The sequence below is a fragment of the Pseudomonas sp. Leaf127 genome (assembly GCF_001423155.1).
In the GTDB taxonomy this organism is placed as follows: Bacteria; Pseudomonadota; Gammaproteobacteria; order Pseudomonadales; family Pseudomonadaceae; genus Aquipseudomonas; species Aquipseudomonas ovata.
The window spans coordinates 621,494-645,919 of record NZ_LMOA01000022.1 but is presented as its reverse complement, the minus strand read 5'-3'; the positions used below and the strand labels follow the sequence as shown (position 1 = coordinate 645,919).

Sequence of the window (24,426 nt, the reverse complement as noted above, 5' to 3'; positions counted from 1 at the left end):
TTCATCCTTCATCCAGAGTTGCCGACGCAAGTCGGCAACTCACCGCTTGACCGAAACACTGACCAAAACAGGCGTTACAGAAAGAGAGCGCCTGACCTTGAGGTTGAGCGTGCCGTTGTACCAGCCTTCAGGCAGTGTTTTGTTATCCACCGTCCGGAACGACAACCGTAGCGTTGCCTGGCCGTCCCGTCCGCACCGATTGATATTATTCATGGTCACCAGATCACGGTCTTCCGCTTCACAATAACCCCGCAGAACGACACGGTGAACCTGGCCATCGGCAGCTCTGGTCAACGGCACTTTCAGTTCGGTATACGGACCCGAGGAATAACCCTGAGGCTCGGTAGGGCCGATATCAGGATCCAACGCCATGTAAGCGGCTGATCTACTTGCATCAAGTATTAGCGTACTGTCATTGCCCACGTGAATAAGGCGATACCCGGAAAATGCCGGAGAATAATTCGACATCCTATTAAGCTGCTCACGCCAGAGTCTTTTCATGTCAGCTGTTCTGGCGTTGCCCAACACACGTCCGTTGGCAGTCACGTCAGGACCGGAATAGTAGAAAAGATTATTTCCACATAAATTACTTCTCACATTATCGCCCGCATCATAACCAAACCTGTAATTATCCGTTCCTTCACTATTGCAATGGCTACCGCCTACATTATGGCCCAACTCATGCTTGAACGCCGCAACATGCCTGATGTCATTGACACTTGTATCATCGGGCACACCGGCCCATCCGGCCGCATCACCACCTAAGGAATAACCTGCATTCATGTCATGCTGGTAGTCGCCACGCACTTCTCTCAGCAACACGCGCCATCTGTTCAAACCGTCCGGCGTGGTCGGGATGTTTTCCTCATAGATTCGTATCCCCGCCAGTATCGGATGGATATGCCCAAGTCCGGAGTTCACCAGACTGGCCTGGACAGACTCCAACTGGAGCAGGGCATACGCTTGCGGATCACCCCCATATTGATCGAGGGCGGCCTGCGTAAAGCCCATAAGGAAATCGATCTCAGTGTACCTATCGCTCATGCCTGAAGGCGAAGATTCAGACACGACTTCGTCCTCTACTACAAAGTCATGCTTAAGCCAGTCGTACTCCGGGTCGTAGGCAACCGTTGGCTCACCATTGGCGTTCGTTCTGAGCAAACCCGTCCTGCCTGCGCGTGACACCAGTCCGGTCACGTCCCCGCCGGGCGCGCGGACCATTATCAGAGCACCCTCTTCCTCACCAAGAGCGCTCACCAGCTTGCCGCTTTCAGCGGTATAGCCATTGTTCTTGAGTTCCAGACGATTGACCTTGAACTGGCTGTTACCGATTGCCTGTTGATAAAGCTCAGCCTGGGTGGCAACGGCAGCCGGGGCACTGGCTGAAAGCGGTACTGCCGCCGCTGCCGGTTGATCTGTTTGTGGAGCGGCCATGGGCGCTCGACCATAAATGCCCAAAGGGATCATCAAAGCGATGGCAATGGGCTTGATTGAACAAACGATGGGGCGGGCCATGATCTGCCTCCTTGCATACACGGTAGTTCCCACGCACAGCCTGATACACCTCAAGCCTTGGCGATACTGGTAAAAATGCGAGGCTCTCAAGCTGCTCAGGACGGACGTCGGCAGGCAATGCCAGGCATTTGATCGAATCGTGCTTTCACGCTTTGCCAAATCGGCGGCGGCAGCTTAAATTGCAACAACGGGGCCTGAAGCCGACGAGCGGTTTTGTGATGAATTCCTCACTCGATACGCTTCAGGCCCCGTTCCTCCCCGCTGAATCGCCTCATGGCAATCACCGCTGATAGCGGCCTCACTTGCTTGCGCCTTCCTCTTGCACCATTTGTGCTCATTGCACCGTCTTGCGGCTTGCAATGGTGCCGTCGTGGTGCGACCGGTCAGACCAGACCGCTCTGCCACGCACCTGCCTGCCGGTTTTCGTGATTGGGCACAGCCTTTGCTAGCAACCTCAGCAGGCAAATGACTCGCCCTCGATAATTCGAAAGAACGGAGCCGTCCCAATGAAGCGTCGCAGTCTGATCAAAGCGTTTACCCTGTCCGCCTCCATCGCCGCGATGGGCATGAGCTGGACCTTGCAGGCGGCAGAAACCATCAAGGTCGGCATCCTGCATTCGCTGTCCGGGACCATGGCCATCTCGGAAACGTCGCTCAAGGACATGGCCTTGATGACCATCGACGAGATCAACGCCAAGGGCGGTGTCAACGGCAAGCAACTGGAGGCGGTGATCGTCGACCCGGCGTCGAACTGGCCGCTGTTCGCGGAAAAAAGCCGTCAGTTGCTGACCCAGGACAAGGTCGCCGTGGTGTTCGGCTGCTGGACCTCGGTGTCGCGCAAGTCGGTGCTGCCGGTGTTCGAAGAACTCAACGGCCTGCTGTTCTACCCGGTGCAGTATGAAGGCGAAGAAATGTCGCCGAACGTGTTCTACACCGGCGCCGCGCCCAACCAGCAGGCGATTCCGGCGGTCGAGTACCTGATGAGCGAAGACGGCGGCGCCGCCAAGCGCTACTTCCTGCTGGGCACCGACTACGTCTACCCGCGCACCACCAACAAGATCCTGCGCGCTTTCCTGCACTCCAAGGGCGTGAAGGACAGCGATATCGAAGAGGTCTACACCCCGTTTGGCCATGCCGACTACCAGACCATCGTCGCCAACATCAAGAAATTCTCGGCCGGCGGCAAGACTGCGGTCATCTCCACCGTCAATGGCGACTCCAACGTGCCGTTTTACAAGGAGCTGGCCAACCAGGGCCTGAAAGCCACCGACGTGCCGGTGGTGGCCTTCTCGGTGGGTGAAGAAGAACTGCGCGGCATCGACACCAAGCCGCTGGTCGGTCACCTGGCCGCCTGGAACTACTTCCAGTCGGTGGATAACCCGGTCAACAAGAAATTCGTCGCCGACTGGAGCGCGTACGCCAAGAAGAAAAACCTGCCGGGGGCCGACAAGGCCGTGACCAACGACCCGATGGAGGCCACCTACGTCGGCATCCACATGTGGGCGCAGGCCGCTGAAAAAGCCAAGTCCACCGAGGTCGACAAGGTCCGCGAAGCCATGGCCGGCCAGACCTTTGCAGCGCCGTCGGGCTTTACCCTGACCATGGACAAGACCAACCACCACCTGCACAAGCCGGTGATGATCGGCGAGGTCGAGGACAACGGCCAGTTCAACGTCGTGTGGCAGACCAAGGAGCCGATCCGCGCCCAGCCCTGGAGCCCGTACATCCCGGGTAACGACAAGAAGCCCGACCATGCGGTGAAGAGCAACTAAGCCACGGCGTCTTGCTGCCCGATGTAGGAGCGCGCTTGCCCGCGACCGAGTGCGCTAGCGCTCGTAAATTCTCGGAAACGCTGAAAATTCATGACTGTGAACACATTCTGGATTTGCGAAACGCTGAAAATTTACGACTGCTAACGCACTCGGTCGCGGGCAAGCGCGCTCCTACACCGGGTTCATGTACCCGCCCTGAGATTGCCGCAACACAGGCCATTCGCCATGCCCGATATTGTCTACCGCTTGATCCTGATGTTCGCCCTGCTGCTGCCCCTGGCCGCGCAGGCCAGCGATGCCAGCGACTTCGCCGCCGCCAGCTCCTCCGAGCAGGCCACCTTGCTGGAAAACTGGGCCGCCACGCCGTTGCCGGAGCGTGTGCCCCTGCTCGAAGCCCTGCGTGACGGGCGCGAGATCCAGAGCGACACCGAAACACCGCGCAAACTGCGCCTGAACAACCGCCTGCGGGGCTTGGTGGAAACCGCCCTGGCCAGCCATCAATTGCTCGCGGCCGATGCCGGTGTACGCCTGGCCGCCGCGCAGCACCTGCAACGCAACGCCCGCCCGGCGCAGCTTGACCTGCTCAGCCAGCGCGTGGCCAGCGAAACCGACGACGCGGTGCACGACGCCCTGACCCTGGCGCTGGCCAACCTGCAACTGGTCGACAGCAGTCCCACCGTGCGCCTGGCCGCGGTACGCCTGCTGGGTGAAACCGGCGACCCGCTGGCCCGCACTCGCCTGGAAACCCTGCTGGAGCCGGGTGTCGAGCCCGAGGCCACGGTGCGCATCGCCGCGCAGACCAGCCTGGCACAGGTCAAGCGCAAGCTGCTGATGGGTGAAGTGCTGGGCCAGGCCTTTACCGGTCTGTCGCTGGGCTCGATCCTGCTGCTGGCCGCACTGGGCCTGGCCATCACCTTCGGCCTGCTGGGGGTGATCAACATGGCCCACGGCGAGATGCTGATGCTCGGCGCCTACACCACCTACATGGTGCAGGTCTTGATGCAGCGCCACATGCCGGACGTGCTGGCGTATTACCCGCTGGTGGCGCTGCCGGTGGCATTTTTCGTCACTGCCCTGATCGGCATGGCGCTGGAACGCACCGTCATCCGCCACCTGTATGGCCGCCCGCTGGAAACCCTGCTGGCCACCTGGGGCATCAGCCTGATGCTGATCCAGGCCGTGCGCCTGATCTTCGGTGCGCAGAACGTCGAAGTCGCCAACCCCGGCTGGCTGTCCGGCGGTATTCAGGTATTGCCCAACCTGGTGCTGCCGTACAACCGCATCGCGATCATCGTCTTCGCCCTGCTGGTGGTGGCCCTCACCTGGATGCTGCTGAACAAGACCCGCCTGGGCCTGAACGTGCGCGCCGTGACCCAGAACCGCAACATGGCCGCCTGCTGCGGCGTACCCACCGGGCGCATCGACATGATGGCCTTCGGCCTGGGCTCGGGCATCGCCGGACTCGGTGGCGTGGCGCTGAGCCAGATCGGCAACGTCGGCCCTGACCTGGGCCAGAGCTACATCATCGACTCGTTCCTGGTGGTGGTGCTCGGCGGCGTCGGCCAACTGGCCGGCAGTGTGCTGGCCGCCTTCGGCCTGGGCATCGCCAACAAGATCCTCGAACCGCAGATTGGCGCCGTGCTGGGCAAGATCCTGATCCTGGGGCTGATCATTCTGTTTATCCAGAAGCGCCCGCAAGGCCTCTTCGCACTGAAAGGACGGGTGATCGACTGATGAGCCAGCCATTGATGATGACCGCTGCACAAAAGGTCGGGCCCAAGGGCACGCTGGCCATCGGCGCCCTGGTGCTGGCCGTGCTGCTGGCCATGCCGCTGCTGTCCCTGCTGCCGGCCGACAACCCCTTGCAGGTGTCGGCCTACACCCTGACCCTGGTGGGCAAGATTCTCTGCTACGCCATCGTCGCCCTGGCCCTGGACCTGGTCTGGGGCTACGCCGGGCTGTTGTCGCTGGGCCACGGCTTGTTCTTCGCCCTGGGCGGCTATGCGATGGGCATGTACCTGATGCGCGAAGCCGCCGGTGACGGCCTGCCGGCGTTCATGACCTTCCTGTCGTGGACCGAGCTGCCGTGGTACTGGGCCGGCACCGACAACTTCCTCTGGGCCATGTGCCTGGTGGTGCTGGCGCCGGGCCTGCTGGCGCTGGTGTTCGGCTTTTTCGCCTTCCGCTCGCGGATCAAGGGCGTGTACTTCTCGATCATGACCCAGGCGCTGACCTTTGCCGCCATGCTGCTGTTTTTCCGCAACGAAACCGGCTTTGGCGGCAACAACGGCTTCACCAACTTCCGCAGCATCCTGGGCTTTTCGATCAGCAGCCAGGGCACCCGCGCGGTGCTGTTCCTGGCCACGGTGCTGTTGCTGGTGGCCAGCCTCTACGCGGGCTGGCGCCTGGCGCAGAGCAAGTTCGGCCGGGTGCTGACCGCCCTGCGCGATGCGGAAAACCGCCTGATGTTCTGCGGCTACGACCCGCGCGGCTTCAAGCTGTTCGTCTGGGTCCTGAGCGCGGTGCTGTGCGGCCTGGCCGGCGCGCTGTACGTGCCGCAGGTCGGCATCATCAACCCCAGCGAGATGTCGCCGACCAACTCCATCGAGGCCGCCGTCTGGGTCGCCCTCGGCGGGCGCGGCACGCTGATCGGCCCGCTGCTGGGCGCCGGCATGGTCAACGGCATGAAAAGCTGGTTCACCGTGGCCTTCCCCGAATACTGGCTGTTCTTCCTGGGCGCGCTGTTCATCATCGTCACCCTGTACCTGCCCAAGGGCGTGATCGGCCTGCTCAAGAAAAGGAGCGACTCATGATAGCCCCGACCCCGTCCCCGGCCTTCATGCTCGAACCGGTGCTGGACCCCAATGCCGACGCCGGCACCAGCCGCGAGGCGCTGGGCCTGGGACGCAGCGCCGGCCAGGGCCTGAACACCCGGCACGGCACCATCCTGACCCTGGAAGACATCAGCGTCAGCTTCGACGGTTTCAAGGCCCTCAATAATCTGAACCTGTACATCGGCGTCGGCGAGCTGCGCTGCATCATCGGTCCCAATGGTGCCGGCAAGACCACGCTGATGGACGTCATCACCGGCAAGACCCGGCCCACGCACGGCACGGCCTGGTTCGGCGAGACCCTGGACCTGACGCGCCTGAGCGAGGTGCAGATCGCCCAGTCCGGGATCGGCCGCAAGTTCCAGAAGCCCACGGTGTTCGAGGCGCTCAGCGTGTTCGAGAACCTGGAGCTGGCGCTCAAGACCGACAAGTCGGTGTGGGCCAGCCTGCGCGCCAGGCTCAGCGGTGAGCAGCACACGCGCATCGACGAAGTGCTGGAGACCATCCGCCTGAACGCCTCGCGTGACCGGCCGGCCGGGCTGCTGTCGCATGGCCAGAAGCAGTTCCTGGAAATCGGCATGCTGCTGGTCCAGGACCCGCAACTGCTGCTGCTCGACGAGCCGGTGGCGGGCATGACCGACGCCGAGACCGAATTCACCGCCGAACTGTTCAAAAGCCTGGCCGGCAAGCACTCGCTGATGGTGGTCGAGCACGACATGGGCTTTGTCGGCTCGATTGCCGACCATGTCACGGTGCTGCACCAAGGCAGCGTGCTGGCCGAAGGGTCGCTGAGCGACGTACAGGCCGACGAACGCGTGATCGAGGTTTACCTGGGCCGGTAGGCCCCTGTAGGACCGGCTTCAGCCGGGCACAGGCACCCCCTCTTCACAGCATTCGCGTCATTCGCGGCTGAAGCCGCTCCTACGGGGGTGAGCGAGCCGCCAGAGATAGGAACAGACGATGCTTCAAGTCGAACAGCTTCACCAATACTACGGCGGCAGCCACATTCTGCGCGGCCTGTCGTTCGAGGCAAAAGTCGGCGAGGTCACCTGCCTGCTGGGCCGTAACGGCGTGGGCAAGACCACACTGCTCAAGGTGCTGATGGGCCTGCTGCCCTCCAAAGAGGGCAAGGTGCAGTGGGAAGGCAAGCCCATCACCGCGCTCAAGCCGCACCAGCGGGTGCACGCCGGCATCGCCTACGTGCCGCAAGGGCGGGAAATCTTTGGCCGGCTGACGGTCGAGGAAAACCTGCTGATGGGCCTGTCGCGCTTTCCGGGATCAGAGGCCAAAGAAGTGCCGGCGCATATCTACGAGCTGTTCCCGGTGCTGTTGCAGATGAAGCATCGCCGTGGCGGCGACCTGTCCGGCGGCCAGCAACAGCAACTGGCGATCGGCCGGGCGCTGGCCAGCCGCCCGCGCCTGCTGATCCTCGACGAGCCCACCGAAGGCATCCAGCCCTCGGTGATCAAGGAGATCGGCGCGGTGATCAAGCGCCTGGCCGAACAGGGTGACATGGCCATTCTGCTGGTCGAGCAGTTCTACGACTTTGCCGCCGAGCTGGCCGACCAGTACCTGGTGATGTCGCGCGGCGAGATCGTGCAGCAGGGTCGCGGCGAAACCATGGAAGCCGAAGGCGTGCGCGGGCTGGTGACGATCTGATGGCCCGGTTAAGGTGTGCCTGTCTGTGTATCGAATGATGACGACCTCATGAACCTGCCTGCCAGCACCGCCCTGTTCACCCCCAGTTGGCACGCCGAGCTGGAGCTGGGCTACGCCCGCTTCGGTGACAGCACCCGCCCGGTACAACGCCGCCACCTGGGGCCGTTGCGGGTGCAGAAGCACCTGTATGCCGAGGGTCCCGAGGTGTGCCAGCACATCATTGTCCACCCCCCCGGCGGCATCGCCGGCGGCGACCGGCTGGCTATTTCGGCGCAGGTCGGGCCCCAGGCCTGGGCGCAACTGACCAGCCCCGGCGCCGCCAAGTGGTACCGCGCTGCCGGCCCTGCCTTCCAGCATCTGGACCTGCACGTCGAGCCCGGTGCCACGCTGGAGTGGCTGCCGCAGGAAACCATCGTTTTCAGCCAGGCACAGGCGCAGCTGGAGACGTGCATCAACCTGCACGGCGATGCCCGGCTGTGCTACTGGGACGTGGTGGCGCTGGGTCGCCCGGCCAGTGGCGAACGTTTCGCCCAGGGCTATTTCCAGTCGCAGCTGGAGATCCGCCGCGACGGCCGCCTGCTCTGGCACGAGCGCCAGCGCCTGGAGGGCGGCGACGGCCTGCTGGACTCGCCGATCGGCCTGGATGGCAAGACGGTGTTCGCCACCTTGCTGATGACCGGCGAAGCGGGCAGCGAGTTGCTGGAAACCTGCCGTTCGTTGAACATGCCCAACCCGGTGCGCGGCGACCTGACCCAGCTACCCGGCTTGATCGTGGCCCGCTGCCTGGCCGACGAAGCCCTGCATGCCAGGGCCTGGCTGATCGAACTCTGGCGCCACCTGCGCCCGGCCCTGCTGGGCCGCGAAGCGCGGGTGCCGAGAATCTGGAATACGTGATACATGGACCCAGGGTCTGTTGCCGTAGGAGCGGCTTCAGCCGCGAAAGCACCAAGAACCTGCCACCCAAACGGAATCCCCATGGACCTGACGCCCCGCGAAAAAGACAAACTGCTGATTTTCACCGCAGGCCTGGTGGCCGAGCGCCGGCTGGCGCGTGGCCTGAAGCTCAATTACCCCGAAGCCATGGCGCTGATCAGCGCCGCCCTGCTCGAAGGTGCACGTGACGGCCAGACGGTCGCCGAACTGATGCACTACGGCACCACCCTGCTCAGCCGCGAACAGGTGATGGAAGGCATCCCGGAAATGATCCCGGAAATCCAGGTCGAGGCCACCTTCCCCGACGGCACCAAGCTGGTGACCGTGCACCAGCCGATTGCCTGACGGAGGTTGCATGGACATTGTCATCCGCGACGCCCTGCCCGCCGACCTGCCAGGGGTGCTGGCCATCTACAACGACGCGGTGCTCAACACCACCGCAATCTGGAACGAGCAACCGGTCGACCTGGCCAACCGCCAGGCCTGGTACACCGCCCGCCAGGCCCAGGCCTACCCGATCCTGGTGGCGGTCGATGCTGCAGGCCAGGTGCTGGGCTATTCGTCGTTCGGCGACTGGCGCCCCTTCGAGGGCTTTCGCCACACCGTCGAGCACTCGGTGTACGTGCGCGCCGACCAGCGCGGCCGGGGCCTGGGACCGGCCCTGATGCGTGCATTGATCGAACGCGCCCGGGCCTGCGACAAGCACATCATGGTCGCCGCCATTGAAAGCGGCAACATCGCCTCAGTGGCCCTGCACGAGCGGCTGGGCTTCATCATCACCGGGCAAATGCCCCAGGTGGGCACCAAGTTCGGCCGCTGGCTGGACCTGACCTTCATGCAACTGGACCTGTCGCCGGGTGCAGCAGCACCGGCCTCCCAGGCCCCCTCACCCCCCTCTCTCTGACAGGACGTCCCCATGAACCCCGGACAATTGCGACGCGTTACCGTGGACAGTTTTGCCCATTACCGCCAGGGCCTGGCGGGGCTGTTGCTCGATGCCGTGCAGCATGGCGCGTCGGTGGGGTTCATGGCCGACCTGGACCAGGCGCAGGCGTTGGCCTGGGTCGACGGGCTGAAAGCCGATATCGCCAGCCACAGCCTGTTGCTGTGGGTGGTAGTGGAGCACGAACAGGTGCTGGCCAGTGTGCAACTGGCGCTGTGCCAGAAGCCCAACGGGCTCAACCGCGCCGAAGTGCAGAAACTCATGGTCCTGCACTCGGCCCGTCAACGCGGCCTGGGCCGGCAGTTGATGGCGGTGCTGGAGCAGGCCGCCGTGCAACAGCAACGTGGCCTGCTGCACCTCGACACCGAAGCACAGTCACCGGCCGAAGCCTTCTACCGCGCCCTGGGCTACGACCGCGTCGGCGAACTGCCGGACTACTGCGCCACCCCCGAAGGCCGCTATCGGCCGACCGCCATTTACTTCAAGACCTTGAGGCACGCGTCATGATTCCTGGCCAGTACCAGATCCAGCCCGGCGAGATCGAACTCAACGCCGGGCGCCGCACCCTGAGCCTGACGGTGGCCAACAGCGGCGACCGACCGATCCAGGTGGGTTCGCACTTTCACTTTTTCGAGACCAACGACGCCCTGACCTTCGACCGTGCCGCCAGTCGCGGCATGCGCCTGAACATCCCGGCCGGCACGGCAGTGCGTTTCGAGCCAGGCCAGGCCCGCGAGGTCGAGCTGGTGGACCTGGCCGGGCTGCGCAAGGTGTACGGCTTCGCCGGCCGGGTCATGGGCGACCTGTAACGCCCCCCGCCCTTGCCGAAGTGCCAGGCGGCGAACGACGCGAACGGTAAAAATCGGTGGTGCCTGTTTCCCGGCTGAAGCCGGTCCTACGGCCGGTCCCAGGGTCCTGCGGCGCGATAAATAAAGACATCAAGGAACCCCATGAAAATCTCCAGACAAGCCTACGCCGACATGTTCGGCCCCACCGTCGGCGACAAGGTGCGCCTGGCCGACACCGAGCTGTGGATCGAGGTCGAGAAGGATTTCACCACGTACGGTGAAGAAGTGAAGTTCGGCGGCGGCAAGGTGATCCGCGACGGCATGGGCCAGGGTCAGTTGCTGGCCGCCGAGGTGGTCGACACGCTGATCACCAACGCGCTGATCATCGACCATTGGGGCATCGTCAAGGCCGATGTGGGCCTCAAGAACGGCCGCATCGCCGCCATCGGCAAGGCCGGCAACCCGGACATCCAGCCAGACGTGACCATCGCCATTGGCGCCGCCACCGAAGTCATCGCCGGCGAAGGCATGATCCTCACCGCCGGCGGCGTCGACACCCATATTCACTTCATCTGCCCGCAGCAGATCGAAGAAGCCTTGATGAGCGGCGTCACCACCATGATCGGCGGCGGCACCGGCCCGGCCACCGGCACCAACGCCACCACAGTCACGCCCGGTCCCTGGCACATGGCGCGCATGCTTCAGGCCGCCGATTCGTTTCCGATGAACATCGGCTTCACCGGCAAGGGCAACGCCAGCCTGCCCGGCCCGTTGATCGAGCAGGTCAAGGCCGGCGCCATTGGCCTGAAGCTGCACGAAGACTGGGGCACGACGCCGGCGGCCATCGACAACTGCCTGAACGTGGCCGATGACTACGACGTGCAGGTGGCGATCCACACCGACACCCTGAACGAGTCGGGCTTCGTCGAGACCACCCTGGGCGCGTTCAAGGGCCGCACCATCCACACCTACCACACTGAAGGCGCCGGTGGCGGCCATGCGCCGGACATCATCAAGGCCTGCGGCTCACCCAACGTGCTGCCCAGCTCGACCAACCCGACCCGGCCGTTCACCCGCAATACCATCGACGAACATCTGGACATGCTGATGGTTTGCCATCACCTGGACCCGAGCATCGCCGAAGACGTGGCCTTTGCCGAAAGCCGCATCCGCCGCGAGACCATCGCCGCCGAAGACATCCTCCACGACCTGGGCGCGTTCTCGATGCTCAGCTCCGACAGCCAGGCCATGGGCCGGGTGGGCGAGGTGATCCTGCGCACCTGGCAGACCGCCGACAAGATGAAAAAGCAGCGCGGTCCGCTGCCGGAAGACGCACCGGGCAACGATAACTTCCGCGCCAAGCGCTACATCGCCAAGTACACCATCAACCCGGCGATCACCCACGGCATCAGCCATGAAGTGGGCTCGGTGGAAGTGGGCAAATGGGCCGACCTGGTGCTGTGGCGCCCGGCGTTCTTTGGCGTCAAGCCGACGCTGATCCTCAAGGGCGGCGCCATTGCCGCCAGCCTGATGGGTGACGCCAACGCCTCGATCCCGACCCCGCAACCGGTGCACTACCGCCCGATGTTCGCCAGTTACGGCAGCGCGATCCACGCCACCAGCCTGACCTTCATCAGCCAGGCCGCGTTCGAGGCCGGTGTGCCGCAGACGCTGAACCTGCAAAAGCAGATCGCCGTGGTCAAGGGCTGCCGCAGCGTGCAGAAGAAGGACCTGATCCATAACGACTACCTGCCGGTGATCGACGTCGACCCGCAGACCTACCAGGTCAAGGCCGATGGCGTGCTGCTGTGGTGTGAACCGGCCGAAGTGCTGCCGATGGCGCAGCGGTATTTTCTGTTCTGACCTGTGTCAAGCCTTGACGCAAACCTGTGGGAGACAGCGGCTGGCGATGGCTATGGGACTGGCGCAGCAGGTGTACTGGTCTTGCTGGCCTCATCGCGGGCAGAGCCCCCTCCCACAATATGATGTGATCTCGGGTCTCGTGCACGCCACAAGACCTGTGGGAGGCAGCTCTGCTGGCGAAGGCGTCGGTAAAGCCGCAGCAGAGCCCCCTCCCACAATATGATGTGATCTCGGGTCTCGTGCACGCCACAAGACCTGTGGGAGGCAGCTCTGCTGGCGAAGGCGTCGGTAAAGCCGCAGCAGGTGTATGGGCCTTGCTGGCCACATCGCCGGATCGCCGCCCGCTGCAGAGCAGCCTCCCACAGGTTGGATGTCGCCCTGAATTTCGGGCCTGACACCAGACTGTGGGAGGCGGCTTGCCGGCGATGGCTATGTGTCAGGCGCAGCAGGTGTACTGGTCTTGCTGGCCTCATCGCGGGCAGAGCCCCCTCCCACAATATGATGTGATCTCGGGTCTCGTGCACGCCACAAGACCTGTGGGAGGCAGCTCTGCTGGCGAAGGCGTCGGTAAAGCCGCNGCAGAGCCCCCTCCCACAATATGATGTGATCTCGGGTCTCGTGCACGCCACAAGACCTGTGGGAGGCAGCTCTGCTGGCGAAGGCGTCGGTAAAGCCGCTGCCCATGTGTCGGCCTCACTGTCCTCCCACAGGCCCTGTTGAGCCGTGGGTAAACAGTACTGGTCCTTAGGTTGCAGCCGGCGCTTCATCGTCAGCGGCATCCAGGTAACTCAGAAAGGAGCGCTCGGTACTGATCACGCCCAGCGCCTGCAATGCATCGTTTACCGCCCCCGGCAAGCCGATATCCTGAGGCTTGCCCTGGTTCAGGAGTGTGCGTCGCAAGACGAGGTAAAAGGTCGGCTTTCCAAACGCAACATCATCGGAAGGCCAGGAAATCCGGTGTGTTCATGATGGGCTCCAGTCATGCAGTGACCAGCCTACCGTAAGACTCGCCAGCACCGGCGTCTACTGACAGAAATGACAGTAAACGCCCTGCAAGCCTGCACGTGCCTCAAGCGATCAACGACCCCAGCCACTGCGCGGATCGAACGCGGCCTTGTCGGCCAGTTTCTGCCACAGGGCGCGGGTGGCTTCGTCGGCCTGGGGCGGCATGACGATCTTCACTTGCGCATACAGGTCGCCGCGCTGGCCCTGCTTGTCCTGCAAGCCATTGCCCTTGACTCGCAGGCGCAGGCCGTTCTGGCTGTCGGGGCGGATGGTCAGGTTGATCCGGCCGGTCAGGGTCGGCACCGCGACCTTGGTGCCCAGCGCCGCTTCCCAGGGGGCCAGCGGTACATTGATCACCAGGTCATGGCCTTCGACCTCGAACAGCGGGTGCGGCGCCAGGCGGATGGTCAGGTACAGATCGCCGTTCTCACCGCCACCGGCCCCCGGTGCGCCCTGGTTCTTCAGGCGGATGCGCTCGCCATCGGTAACCCCGGCCGGAATCTTCACGTTCAGGGTCTTGGTGATATCGGCCATGCGCTGGCCGCTGGCGTTGTGCTGCGGCACCTTGTAGCTGATCTTCTTCGACTCGCCGGAAAGGCTTTCTTCAAGAAAGATCGCCAGTTCCATGTCCACGTCCTGGCCCTTGCGCCCGCGCGGGCGCGCACCCGGCTGGGCACGGCCGCCGCCGAAGATGGAGCTGAAGAATTCGGAAAAATCCGTGGTGTCGTTGCCAAAGCCACCGGCGCCGGCACGGCTCTGCCAGCCGGGCGGCGCCTGGAAAGGCCGGCCCTGGTGGCCATACTTGCGCAACTCTTCGTACTCGGCGCGCTTGTCCGGGCTGCCAAGCACCTCGTAGGCCTCGGTGGCCTCCTTGAACTTCTCTTCGGCGCCGGCTTCCTTGCTGACATCGGGGTGATACTTGCGTGCCAGCTTGCGATACGCCGCCTTGATCGCCTTGTCATCGGCGCCAGGCTCTACCCCGAGTATCTTGTAATAGTCTTTGAAATCCATCGCACACTCACCCGTACCTGTTATCGGTCGCTGCGCAGAGACTCGCAGGTTGTCTCAGACAATGACATCTGCGACCGCGCAAAGTCGCAGAGTGTATCGGCAAACGGCCACGATGGCCGAGTGCATGATGATCGTTTACACATTTCATCAGTCGTCAGACTCATACGGAGTGTAAAGCTGGTCGTCGGTCTGCAGGTTGCGATAACGCGGCGCGACCACGCGGGCCTTGCCCTGGCGGATCTGTTCGGCCAGCCCTTGCGTGTTGTAATTGCCCTGCAGGTAGCCGGCCAGCACCCAGCGCCCCTCATCCGTGCGCCGGAAGAATTCGACCTGGGTGTTGGTGGCAAAACGGATCACCTCGTTGCGCCCATCGCCGCTCAAGTCCACCGCCCACAACGTACATTGCAGGCGGTTGCAGTCCAGGCCGCCCAGTTTGGGGTTGGCGAACTGCTCATGGCCTTCGACCGGCTCGCCGATCCAGACCCGGTTCGCCTCGGTGACCGGGCGCTGGCGCAGGCGACCATCGCGACCCTCGTCCAGGCGCTCGCGGATCACCGCGCGCGTGGCAGCATCCCATTGCGTCTGTTGGTCGAGATGACTCTCCAGCCATTCGAACGCCCGACGTCCGGGCGTACCCAGCTTGTAGTACAGGTAATCGGCGTCGAACTGCTGCGCCGGGGTACGGCCATCCAGCAGGCGCTGGACCTGGTTGCGCGCGCTCAGCTCCACCGGGCTGAGCCACGGGCTGTGGATCGCCAGCAACGCACTGCAGACCAGCAACGCCAGCCACGGGTTGCTCCGGCGCAGGCTGCCCAGCCAGGCCGTGCGGCTACGCAGCACCGCGTACAATCCCGCCACGCTGTACAGCGTGGCGATGCCCACCAGCAACAGGCCGATGACCCGCGAAGGCGACAGTCCATACTGGCTGACGCGCAACCAGGTCGAGTAACCGGCCAGCGCCACCAGCACCGGCAGGCAGATCAGGCCGGCATCGATCACCCAGCGCAGCCAGCGCGGATAAGGGCACGGCTGCCGACCGTCCTGGAACACGCCGTTGATCAGGAACACGGTGATGGCCACCAGTGACAACAGAATTGCTGTGGCATAGCCGGTCTTCCAGATCGACTCAAGCCCGGTGAAGGGCAGGCTCAGGCTGAACAGCAGGACGATCAGGGCCGCCAGCGGCGCCAGGAAATGACACAGGCTCAGCAGGATGCCACGCAGCAGGCCGATGACCCGCTCGTTGTCGCGGCCCATGCGCATCCCCAGCGAAAACACCAGTGCCAGGCAAACGATGATGACGCTCTGTTGATTGATCGCCTGCTGCAGAAACGTGATGCCAATCATCTCGAACAGACTCGCGCACAACTGCAACAGGCTCCAGAACAGGCCCATGAGCAGCAGCGCCAGCAACACGATAAAGGCGGTGTTCCAGGCGTGGCGGAACAGAGCCTCGTACGGCAGCCGCCAGCCCTGCCCCGACGGCCAACTGAGGATGAACGCCGTGGCAATGTAGGTGATCAGAGTGCCGGCCATGACCCAGCTGACGATCGACCACTCCGGATCGTAGGCGCCTGGCAGCGCAGGCGTCCAGGCCCAGGTCGTCACCAGCGTGATCAGCCCCGTCAACAGCACACTCCACACCCAGGCCCGGCGCTGCAGTGCCTCACGACCCAGCAATTGCAGGTTGAGGCCCAGCACCAGCACGATGGCGGCCAGCCAGGCGGCCTCCCATTTTACGGCGACCACCAGCACCAGCGCCTGGAGCAGGCCAATGCCCAGGTACAGCGGCAACGATTGCTTATCGGGTGAAGACATTGCATTTCCTTATGGCACGGCCAAGTGAAGGCGAGAGTGTATCGATGCACAGCAATCGGACAACAGCACTACGCAATCGCGCCCTGCTGACATAAACTGCGCGGCCGTTTTTTTCACTGGAACGCACCGCTCATGAATGACCAATCCCCGGCCCGTGCCTGTGGCATCGATTTTGGCACGTCCAACTCCACTGTCGGCTGGCTGCGCCCGGGCATGGAGTCGCTGATTGCGCTGGAGGACGACAAGATAACCCTGCCGTCGGTGGTGTTCTTCAACCTCGAAGAGCGACGCCCGGCTTATGGCCGCATGGCCCTGCACGAATACCTCGAAGGCTATGAAGGCCGGCTGATGCGCTCGCTCAAGAGCCTGCTGGGCTCCAAGCTGATCAAGCACGACACCAGCGTGCTGGGCACGGCCATGCCGTTCACCGACCTGCTCGGGCTGTTCATCGGCGAGCTGAAAAAGCGCGCCGAGCGCACTGCCGGGCGTGAGTTCGAGCAAGTGGTGCTGGGCCGCCCGGTGCATTTCGTCGATGACGACGCCCAGGCCGACCAGGAAGCCGAAGACACTCTGGCCGCCGTGGCGCGCAAGATCGGTTTCAAGGACGTGTCGTTCCAGTTCGAGCCCATCGCTGCGGCGTTCGACTACGAGTCGACCATCGAGCAGGAAGAACTGGTGCTGATCGTCGACATCGGCGGCGGTACGTCGGACTTCTCGCTGGTGCGCCTGTCGCCCGAGCGCCGCCTGCTGGACGACCGTCAGCAGGACATCCTGGCCACAGGCGGCGTGCACGTCGGCGGCACCGACTTCGACAAGCAGTTGAGCCTGCAAGGCGTGATGCCGCTGTTCGGCCATGGCAGCCGGATGAAAAGCGGGGCGTTCATGCCCACCAGCCATCACATCAACCTGGCGACCTGGCACACCATCAACAGCGTCTACTCGCAAAAATCCACCCTGGCGCTGGGCAACATGCGCTACGACATCGAAGACGCCAGCGGCATCGACCGCCTGTTCAAGCTGATCGAGCAGCGCGCCGGGCACTGGCTGGCCATGGAAGTGGAAGCCAGCAAGATCGAGCTGACCCAGGCCGAACAGCGCCTGGTGGCCATGGACCGCATCGAGGCCGGGCTGAGTGTGGAACTGACCCGCCCACTGTTCGAGAGCGCCATCGACACGCAATTGCAGCAAGTGCGCAACAGCGTGACCGAACTGCTGAACAAGGCCGGCGTCAGCGTCGAGCAGGTCAACACCGTATTCTTCACCGGCGGTTCCAGCGGCATTCCGGCGCTGCGCAACAGCGTCTCGCAGATGCTGCCCAACGCCCGGCATGTAGAAGGCAATATCTTCGGCAGCATCGGCAGCGGCCTGGCCATCGAAGCCAAGAAGCGCTACGGGTAAAGGCGGCACGCTGTCGCGCATCAAACAGGGGACCCGGTAGGAGCGCGTTTACCCGCGACCGAGTGCGCAGCGCTCGCAGAAATCTGTGAAACGCTGAGAATTTACGACTGCTGCGCAGCCGGTCGCCGGCAAGCGGGCTCCTACGGGGGGGCGCGTAAGCCGGCGGGGCGTGGTGGTGTCAGCGGTTGAGGCGGTTGTCGATCCGGTCGTCCAACACGGCCGAGGCATCGCCACTTGTGGGAGGCGGCTCTGCCGGCGACCGAGTGCGCAGCGCTCGCAGAAATCTGTGAAACGCTGCAATTTTACGACTGCTGCGCAGCCGGTCGTCCGAGTGCGGCCCACGCCAAGCGGGCTCCTACGCGACTGTGCGGGTTTTACACCAGCCCTTCCTTGCGCAGCTCGCTCTTGAAGTAGGCGTAGTACACCGGTCCTGCCACCACGCCGGGCAGACCGAAGGCGGCTTCGAACAGCAGCATGGCCAGCAGCAGCTCCCAGGACTTGGCGCTGATCTGGCCGCCGACGATGCGGGCGTTGAGGAAATACTCGACCTTGTGGATCACGATCAGGTAGCTGAGCGCGGCCACCCCGACCCATAGCGACACCGACAGGCCGACGATGAAGATCAGCGTGTTGGACATCAGGTTGCCGACCACCGGCAACAGGCCCAGCAGGAAGGTCATGAAGATCAGGGTCTTGGTCAGCGGCAGGTGAATGCCGCACAACGGCAGCACCACCGCCAGGAAGATCGAGGTCAGCGCGGTGTTGAGCAGCGAAATCTTGATCTGCGCGAACACGATGTTGCGAAACGCCTGGCTGAGCAGGTACAAGCGGTCGAACAACGCGGCGGCCAATGGCTTGCGGCTGCTGACGTCACTGATGCGCTGCAAGGCAATGATCGCCCCCAGCACCATGCCGATCAGCATGGTCACGAACATGTGCGCCGCGCCCTTGCCGATCAGTTGCAGTTCGCCGATGTGCTTTTGCAGCCACACCACCAGCGACACCCGGAACTCTGCCGCACTGGCCGGCAGGTAGCCTTCGATGAACGGCGGCAACTGGCCGCGCGCCCGGTCGATCAGGGTCATGAATTTATCCAGCGAGGCGCCCGGGTTTTCTGCCTCGTGCACGATAAAGCTGAAAGCACCGGCGAACAGCAAGGCCAGCAGGCTGACCACCAGCGTGCCGAGCAGGGCCACCGCCAGCCAGCGGGCGCGCTCGCCGGCAATCAGCCGTTGCAGCTTGGGAGTCAGCATGTTGACCAGCTCGAACACCAGCAAACCGGCCAGCAGGCTGGGCAATAACCTGAATGGCAGAATCAGCAGCAAACCGCCGAACATGATGATCCAGCTGGCCAGGAACACCTGGCGTGAAGAAAACGTTGGCATACAGCCTCATACCGGCAGCCTGAACAGGCAGGCAGTCTGCCAGCCTTCCACACCGAGAACCAGTGATCGGACAACCAAGGGCGCGTGCAATGTCATAAAGATCGATGCCAGGCGTGTCAGAGGCCTGCGGCCTTCAGCCGCGCGGCATGGTCGAGAAACAGTTGCACAGGCCGGGCGCCCTTGCCCACCAGGCCCATCATCTGGTTGACGATGTCGAAATGATCCAGCGGAAAGTCGTCGCCGATGACCTGGCCCAGATGCGAACTGTAGCGCCCGACCATGCCGTCGCACTGGCCACGCTCCTTGACGAAGGTGCGGGCAAACAGCCGGCAGGTGAGGTTGGAACCATCGATCAGGTTGCCCCCGCGATTGGTCACACCGGGCTTGAGAACCCCCGACCAGGAGTAGTAACGCACACCGTTGACCTCCTCAGCCCCCTGCCCGCCCCAAGTGGCCGGCAAGCCTTGCGGGTACTGGCGATTGAACAACGCCACCCCGGTGGTGGTCAGCGACTGGTGCGAAGCGCTGATGTCGGTCGGCAGCTTCGGGCCGCGATAGCCGGTCTCGAACACGGTAATCAGCCAGGCCAGCAGGCCGATGATGGCATTGACCACTCGCCCGCCCGGCGTACCGACCGCAAAGCGCCGCTCCAGGTAGTCAGCCAGTTCCGAACCGTGGTTGGGACCGGCGACCGAGGTGACCGAGGCCACAAGATCCGGGCGCCGGGCGGCGACATAGCGCACGGTCAACGCTCCCTGGCTATGGCCGATCAGGTTGACCCTGGTCGCCCCGGTGTCGCGCAGGACCTGCTCGATCACCAGCAGCAGTTGTTCGCCGCGGATCTCGGAGGAGTTGACCCCGGACACCATCACCGGAAATACACGGGCACCGCCGCGTTCCAGGGGTTTGATGATGCCGAACCAGTAGGGGTAGACCACAAACCGCACAAACCCCAGCAGGCCGGGCACCAGTAACAACGGATAGCGGGTCGCATATTCATCGCTCATGGAGGCGCTCCTGATGGCAAACCTTTGACGCGATTGAGCCTAGGCGCTGTCGAGCGGCCGGGCCGTGCGACGCGACGAAGAGGCACAGCGCGTGCCGGCTCAGGCCATGTGGATATATTGCATCGAACTCCCGGACCGGCTCGTTGCTCAAAACCGTATCGAGCCGGCTTGCGGCTTTCTAGAGGAGAGGCAGTAATGTACAAGAGCATGTTCGCGGCGACCTGCGTGCTGGCAGCATTGGCCGGGTGCACCAACAGCACCGCGCAGAACCCGGTGGATTTCGTGACCTACCGCGACCAGCCACTGGTCAAGCAGGTCGAGGATGGCATGACCCGCGAGCAAGTATTGAAGCTGGGTGGCACGCCGTCGTCGGTGGTCGAGCGCAAGGTCAACCCTGGCACATGCAACAACTATGTCCTGACCCGTGATGGCCACCAGCAGGTGTATCACGTCAGCTTCAATAGCGACGGTCGTGTGGTGAACAAAGGCTTCATGACGTGCGAGCAGCGCGAGCAGAACGAACGCGCCCTTTAAGCCCGCCCGGCTAACAGAAAGGCCCGGTGCAGTGACTGCAACCGGGCCTTTTTTATTCAGGGTGCGAAGGTCAGAACACCAGCTTGAACAGGGCAATGACCACAATCAAACCGATCAGGAAAATGATACCGACGGTGCCGCCAAGGAACTTCAGCATGGTGCTTCTCCAGAAATGGGTCTCACGGCTGTGACCCCTGGCTGGCGCAGTCGTTTCGTGAAATTGACAGCGGCCATGCAAACGGTCGGGCCCTGAAAATCCGATAAAACTTTCTGGCCGTGGCTTACTCACACCTTGTAACGACTTTGCCGGCACAGACCGTAAAACAGCGAAGCGTCAAACCCTGATGAGTGAGGAGATCCACCATGAACAGCCTGAACCAGGCCCCGCAACTGTCCGACGTCAACACGCTGCGCGAACGCGCACGGCAAAATGTGGAAAACGGCGCGGTCACCGAAGGCTACAGCGCGGATCGCGACACCATCCTGCGCCTGCTCAACGAGTCCCTGGCCACTGAGCTGGTGTGCGTGCTGCGCTACAAGCGTCACTACTACATGGCGACCGGCCTGAAGGCCAGTGTGGCCGCCTCCGAGTTTCTCGAGCATGCCCAGCAGGAAGCCGAGCATGCCGACAAGCTGGCCGAACGCATCGTGCAACTGGGCGGCGAGCCGGAATTCAACCCCGACACCCTGTCGAAGAATTCCCATGCCCAGTACGTGGCCGGTACCACCCTCAAGGAAATGGTCTACGAAGACCTGGTCGCCGAGCGCATCGCGGTGGACAGCTATCGCGAGATCATCCAGTACATCGGCGAATCCGACCCCACCACCCGCCGTATCTTCGAAGACATCCTGGCCCAGGAAGAAGAACACGCCGACGACATGGCCGATATCCTGGGCGACCTGTAACACCCCTGCCCCCGGCAGCAGACGCCGATCTGTAGGAGCGACCAACGGTCGCGAAAAGGCCCGAATGATGCGCTGCGGCCTTCGCGACCGTTGGTCGCTCCTACAATGCGCTGTCTAAGCATGCGCCGGCCTGGGCCGAATTATCGGTCCCCCAGACTCATTTAACCGTCTTGTTCAATTTCCCCGCCTTGATCTGCTCCAGCAACGGTGTGCACTGATCCGGCTCGCTGTCGCCGGTGGCCACCAGTGCCAGCAGTCCGGCGGCGGGGCCGGCGGCAATGCCCAGAGCGATCATGCCAGCGCCGCGCAGCAGCAATGGACCCGTCTTGACCCCGGCATTGGGGTTGGCGAACGAGCCGTTGACATACAGCGGCGAGCGCAGCGAGAAGACCCGGAAGCCCTTGGACTCGGGATTGATGTCCAGGTCCAGTTGCTCGGTCTTGAGGTTGGCGGTGCCGGTGATATGGATGATCGCGTTCTCGGTGTCGAAGACGAACAAGCGGCTGGTGGCCAGGCCGTCCTTGATGCCGAAGTCGGTGACCGCACAGTTGATCTTCACTTCGTTATCGCCAAACAGCTCGCTGACGATGTAGTTGCCCACATTGAGTCCGGCAATTTCCATCAGGCCACGGCTGACCGCGCCATCGTTGATCAGCATGCGCAGCTCGCCATTGGCGCTGCCGAGCAAGGCGGCCACCGAGTTGCCGCGACCACTGATATCGGCATCGCCATTGAGTGCACCAAAGCTGGTTTTCATCGGCTCGAAGGTCGGGAACAGCTGCTTGAGCTTGAAGCCACGCGCCGTCAGTTTCGCCCGCCCCTGCATCGGCTGGGCGCGCCCGTCCAGGCGGATGTCGGCGTCGAGCTTGCCACCGGCCACGCCGAAGCGCAGTGGTTGCAGGCTGAGCTGGCCGTCGTCGAGCAGCAGGTGCGTATAGAGATCGCTGAAGGGCAGTTCCGGGCTTTGCACAATGCGCTTGCCGGTGAATTCGACATCGGCATCCATGGCCCGCCAGCGTGCGGTGTCAAAGGTTTCGACCGGCAACACCTTGGCCGAAGGCTGTTTGCCCTGCCCGCCGCGCTTTTTCTGCTCGGTATTGGAGTCGGCACCGATCAGCGGCGCCAGGTCGCTGAACAGCAGTTGATCAGAGACCAGCTTGCCGGTCAGCCTGGGCCGGGGCTGGCTGGCGACAAAGCCCAGGTCGCCGTGGATGTCGCTGTTGCCGATCCGGCCGTTGAAGCCTTCATAGCGAAAGCTGGCCCCTTGCGGATCCTTGAGCCGGGCGATCAAACGCCCGTCGGTGGAATAGGCCCCCGAGTCGGGCAGGGTCACGCCGGTCAGCGGGTATAGATTGCTCAGGCTGGCGCCTTCGAGCTTCAGGCGCAGGTCCAGGGCACCAAAATTCTGTGGGTCGGTCAGGGTGCCGGCGATCACCGCATGGGTGTCGCCGACCCGCACATCGGCCTGCACCGGAAACGGCTGCGCGGCATCCTTGAGCGCCAGCAGGCCACCGACCTTGCCACTGCCGGCCACCGCCTGACCGCGATACTGGCCCTTGCTGGTGAAGGCAAAGGCGTAGTCCTGCGGCGTGGCCCCCTTGTCAGCAACCTTCTTCGCCTCCTTGCCGCCCACGATGTCGCTGAACGGAATCGGCTTGCCCAGCGGGGTGATGACCACGTCCATCCGGGCATTGAGGGTCTGGTCGCTGTAATTGACCAGGCCCTTGTCGAACTTGATCGCGCCGATGTCCAGCACCCAGGCCGACGGCTTGGCGTCGGGGTCGGACGCCGGCAGGTCGAACACCCAGTTGGCACGCCCGTCGGCCAGCCGCTCCAGCTTCGCATCGGGCCCGGTCAGTTCAATGCGCGGGATGACGACCTGCTGCACCAGCAAGGGCAAGGGCGACAAGGTAAAAGTGACCTGCTTGAGGGTGACCATCTGCGGCTGCTTCGACCAGTCGGGGTTGCCCAGGGTCAGGTCCTGCGCCACGAACCTTGGCCACGGCACCCAGGCGCGCCAGCCGCCTTCCTGGGTCTCGCGCTGCCAGTGCACACTCAGGTCGCCATTGATCGCGAACGGCCGGTTCAGCGCCTGGCTGACCTTGTCGTTGAGCATCGGCTTGATACGGTTCCAGTCGAAGGTGGCGATGACCACGATCACAATGGCCAGCAGGGCGATCAGGGTGATGCCCGTCCAGGCGAAAATCTTGCGGCTGCGCGTCATTGCACTCTCCAAAACCAGCCCGCCATCCAGGACGCGCCGAAAACGACATATCGCTTAGGACTTCAAAAAGCCATCAGCGTTTGCCCCAATCGTGAATCAAATTAGGGCGTGGTAAAGTGCCGCGCAGTTTATCGCCACAATGGCCCTGAGATGTCAGCCCGCGCCGAACAAAAGCAACAGACCCGCAAAGCCCTGCTTGAAGCCGCACACAAGCTGATGGAGAGCGGGCGCGGGTTCGCCAGCCTGAGCCTGCGCGAAGTGGCACGCACCGCCGGCATCGTACCGACCGGTTTCTACCGGCACTTCGACGACATGGACCAGTTGGGCCTGGCGCTGGTGACCGAAGTGGGCCAGACCTTCCGGCAGACCATCCGCCTGGTACGGCACAACGAAATGGTCATGGGTGGGCTGATCGAGGCGTCGGTGCGCATCTTCCTTGAGGACGTGGCGGCCAACCGGCCACAGTTTCTGTTTCTGGCCCGCGAGCAATACGGCGGTTCGCTCAAGGTGCGCCAGGCCCTGGGCGCCTTGCGCGAAGGAATCGTCGCCGACCTTGCCACCGACCTGGGCAAGATGCCCAAGTGGCAGCACCTGAGCCATGTGTCGCTGGCGCTCATCGCCGACCTGGTGGTCAAGAGCGTGTTCGCCATGCTGCCGGAACTGATCGACCCACCCGCCATCCCGCTACCCGCCCATCAAACCCCACAGGCCAAGATCACCGAGCAACTGCGCTTTATCTTCATGGGCGCCCGGCACTGGCGCGGGCTGCATCGATAACGACAGATTCAGCACCATTTCGATACAGGCATCGCTTTGCGCACCATTAGTGCGCAC

The 24,426-nt window shown here is 63.3% G+C and carries 23 protein-coding genes; 15 read left to right on the top strand and 8 right to left on the bottom strand.

The genetic code is table 11. From position 1 onward, the window contains the following. Positions 1-39: 39 nt before the first annotated feature. A complete protein-coding gene (locus ASF84_RS20720) occupies positions 40-1,515 on the bottom strand; it encodes a hypothetical protein (protein ID WP_056840715.1) in 1,476 nt (491 codons plus the stop codon). Between the two features lie 506 nt (positions 1,516-2,021). Between ASF84_RS20720 and urtA the strand changes: the two genes are divergently transcribed. The 11 genes from urtA to ureC all read left to right on the top strand — a co-directional run bounded on the left by urtA (position 2,022) and on the right by ureC (position 12,304). Continuing rightward, positions 2,022-3,287, top strand: coding sequence for an urea ABC transporter substrate-binding protein (gene urtA, locus ASF84_RS20715; protein ID WP_056840714.1), 1,266 nt, complete (start codon positions 2,022-2,024; stop codon positions 3,285-3,287). A gap of 225 nt (positions 3,288-3,512) precedes the next feature. Beyond that, the gene (gene urtB / locus ASF84_RS20710) at positions 3,513-5,021 is read left to right on the top strand and encodes an urea ABC transporter permease subunit UrtB (RefSeq protein ID WP_056840713.1); all 1,509 of its coding nucleotides are present in this window, start codon (positions 3,513-3,515) and stop codon (positions 5,019-5,021) included. Beyond that, complete coding sequence (gene urtC / locus ASF84_RS20705; protein ID WP_056840712.1) at positions 5,021-6,100, top strand: urea ABC transporter permease subunit UrtC; 1,080 nt, start codon at positions 5,021-5,023, stop codon at positions 6,098-6,100. The genes urtB and urtC overlap by 1 nt, the downstream gene beginning before the upstream one ends. Further along, on the top strand, positions 6,097-6,960 hold the full coding sequence (gene urtD, locus ASF84_RS20700; RefSeq protein WP_082481739.1) for an urea ABC transporter ATP-binding protein UrtD: 864 nt from the start codon (positions 6,097-6,099) through the stop codon (positions 6,958-6,960). The genes urtC and urtD overlap by 4 nt, the downstream gene beginning before the upstream one ends. A 118-nt stretch (positions 6,961-7,078) precedes the next feature. Continuing rightward, on the top strand, positions 7,079-7,777 hold the full coding sequence (gene urtE / locus ASF84_RS20695; protein WP_056840711.1) for an urea ABC transporter ATP-binding subunit UrtE: 699 nt from the start codon (positions 7,079-7,081) through the stop codon (positions 7,775-7,777). Positions 7,778-7,825: 48 nt separating this feature from the next. Further along, positions 7,826-8,671: an urease accessory protein UreD gene (locus tag ASF84_RS20690; RefSeq protein ID WP_056840710.1), complete on the top strand. Its 846-nt coding sequence runs from the start codon at positions 7,826-7,828 to the stop codon at positions 8,669-8,671. Between the two features lie 81 nt (positions 8,672-8,752). Beyond that, complete coding sequence (locus ASF84_RS20685) at positions 8,753-9,055, top strand: urease subunit gamma (RefSeq protein WP_056840709.1); 303 nt, start codon at positions 8,753-8,755, stop codon at positions 9,053-9,055. 10 nt (positions 9,056-9,065) lie between these two features. After that, entirely contained in the window at positions 9,066-9,614 is a 549-nt protein-coding gene (locus ASF84_RS20680; RefSeq protein ID WP_056840708.1) for a GNAT family N-acetyltransferase, read from the top strand. Between the two features lie 12 nt (positions 9,615-9,626). Continuing rightward, positions 9,627-10,160, top strand: coding sequence for a GNAT family N-acetyltransferase (locus tag ASF84_RS20675; protein ID WP_056840707.1), 534 nt, complete (start codon positions 9,627-9,629; stop codon positions 10,158-10,160). Then, positions 10,157-10,462 (top strand): urease subunit beta, encoded by a 306-nt coding sequence (locus ASF84_RS20670; RefSeq protein ID WP_056840706.1) that lies wholly within the window; start codon positions 10,157-10,159, stop codon positions 10,460-10,462. The genes ASF84_RS20675 and ASF84_RS20670 overlap by 4 nt, the downstream gene beginning before the upstream one ends. Positions 10,463-10,603: 141 nt before the next feature. Then, positions 10,604-12,304: an urease subunit alpha gene (gene ureC, locus ASF84_RS20665; protein ID WP_056840705.1), complete on the top strand. Its 1,701-nt coding sequence runs from the start codon at positions 10,604-10,606 to the stop codon at positions 12,302-12,304. 744 nt (positions 12,305-13,048) lie between these two features. Here the strand turns inward: ureC and ASF84_RS29800 are convergent. From ASF84_RS29800 to ASF84_RS20655, 3 genes are all read right to left on the bottom strand, one after another. After that, entirely contained in the window at positions 13,049-13,204 is a 156-nt protein-coding gene (locus ASF84_RS29800; protein ID WP_156684313.1) for a hypothetical protein, read from the bottom strand. Positions 13,205-13,381: 177 nt separating this feature from the next. Next, positions 13,382-14,320 carry a curved DNA-binding protein gene (gene cbpA / locus ASF84_RS20660; RefSeq protein WP_056840704.1) on the bottom strand — a complete coding sequence of 313 codons (939 nt, stop codon included), beginning with the start codon at positions 14,318-14,320 and terminating at the stop codon, positions 13,382-13,384. Positions 14,321-14,467: 147 nt separating this feature from the next. Next, complete coding sequence (locus ASF84_RS20655) at positions 14,468-16,138, bottom strand: DUF4153 domain-containing protein (RefSeq protein ID WP_056840703.1); 1,671 nt, start codon at positions 16,136-16,138, stop codon at positions 14,468-14,470. Between the two features lie 132 nt (positions 16,139-16,270). Between ASF84_RS20655 and ASF84_RS20650 the strand changes: the two genes are divergently transcribed. After that, entirely contained in the window at positions 16,271-17,536 is a 1,266-nt protein-coding gene (locus ASF84_RS20650) for an Hsp70 family protein (protein WP_056840702.1), read from the top strand. 374 nt (positions 17,537-17,910) lie between these two features. Here ASF84_RS20650 and ASF84_RS20645 read toward each other — a convergent pair whose 3' ends face one another. Beyond that, on the bottom strand, positions 17,911-18,921 hold the full coding sequence (locus tag ASF84_RS20645) for an AI-2E family transporter (protein WP_056840701.1): 1,011 nt from the start codon (positions 18,919-18,921) through the stop codon (positions 17,911-17,913). A gap of 116 nt (positions 18,922-19,037) precedes the next feature. Then, positions 19,038-19,928: an esterase/lipase family protein gene (locus ASF84_RS20640; RefSeq protein ID WP_056840700.1), complete on the bottom strand. Its 891-nt coding sequence runs from the start codon at positions 19,926-19,928 to the stop codon at positions 19,038-19,040. 195 nt (positions 19,929-20,123) lie between these two features. Between ASF84_RS20640 and osmE the strand changes: the two genes are divergently transcribed. After that, positions 20,124-20,462, top strand: coding sequence for an osmotically-inducible lipoprotein OsmE (gene osmE / locus ASF84_RS20635; RefSeq protein ID WP_056840699.1), 339 nt, complete (start codon positions 20,124-20,126; stop codon positions 20,460-20,462). A gap of 70 nt (positions 20,463-20,532) precedes the next feature. Here the strand turns inward: osmE and ASF84_RS30305 are convergent, their stop codons facing one another. Next, positions 20,533-20,619, bottom strand: coding sequence for a hypothetical protein (locus ASF84_RS30305; RefSeq protein ID WP_442963079.1), 87 nt, complete (start codon positions 20,617-20,619; stop codon positions 20,533-20,535). A 206-nt stretch (positions 20,620-20,825) separates the two neighbouring features. Here ASF84_RS30305 and ASF84_RS20630 point away from each other — a divergent pair, with 206 nt between their 5' ends. Continuing rightward, a complete protein-coding gene (locus ASF84_RS20630; protein ID WP_056840698.1) occupies positions 20,826-21,368 on the top strand; it encodes a ferritin-like domain-containing protein in 543 nt (180 codons plus the stop codon). A 157-nt stretch (positions 21,369-21,525) separates the two neighbouring features. Here the strand turns inward: ASF84_RS20630 and ASF84_RS20625 are convergent, their stop codons facing one another. Further along, on the bottom strand, positions 21,526-23,592 hold the full coding sequence (locus ASF84_RS20625) for an AsmA family protein (protein ID WP_056840697.1): 2,067 nt from the start codon (positions 23,590-23,592) through the stop codon (positions 21,526-21,528). Between the two features lie 150 nt (positions 23,593-23,742). Here ASF84_RS20625 and ASF84_RS20620 point away from each other — a divergent pair, with 150 nt between their 5' ends. Then, a complete protein-coding gene (locus ASF84_RS20620; RefSeq protein WP_056840696.1) occupies positions 23,743-24,369 on the top strand; it encodes a TetR family transcriptional regulator in 627 nt (208 codons plus the stop codon). The last annotated feature ends 57 nt before the right edge of the window (positions 24,370-24,426 follow it).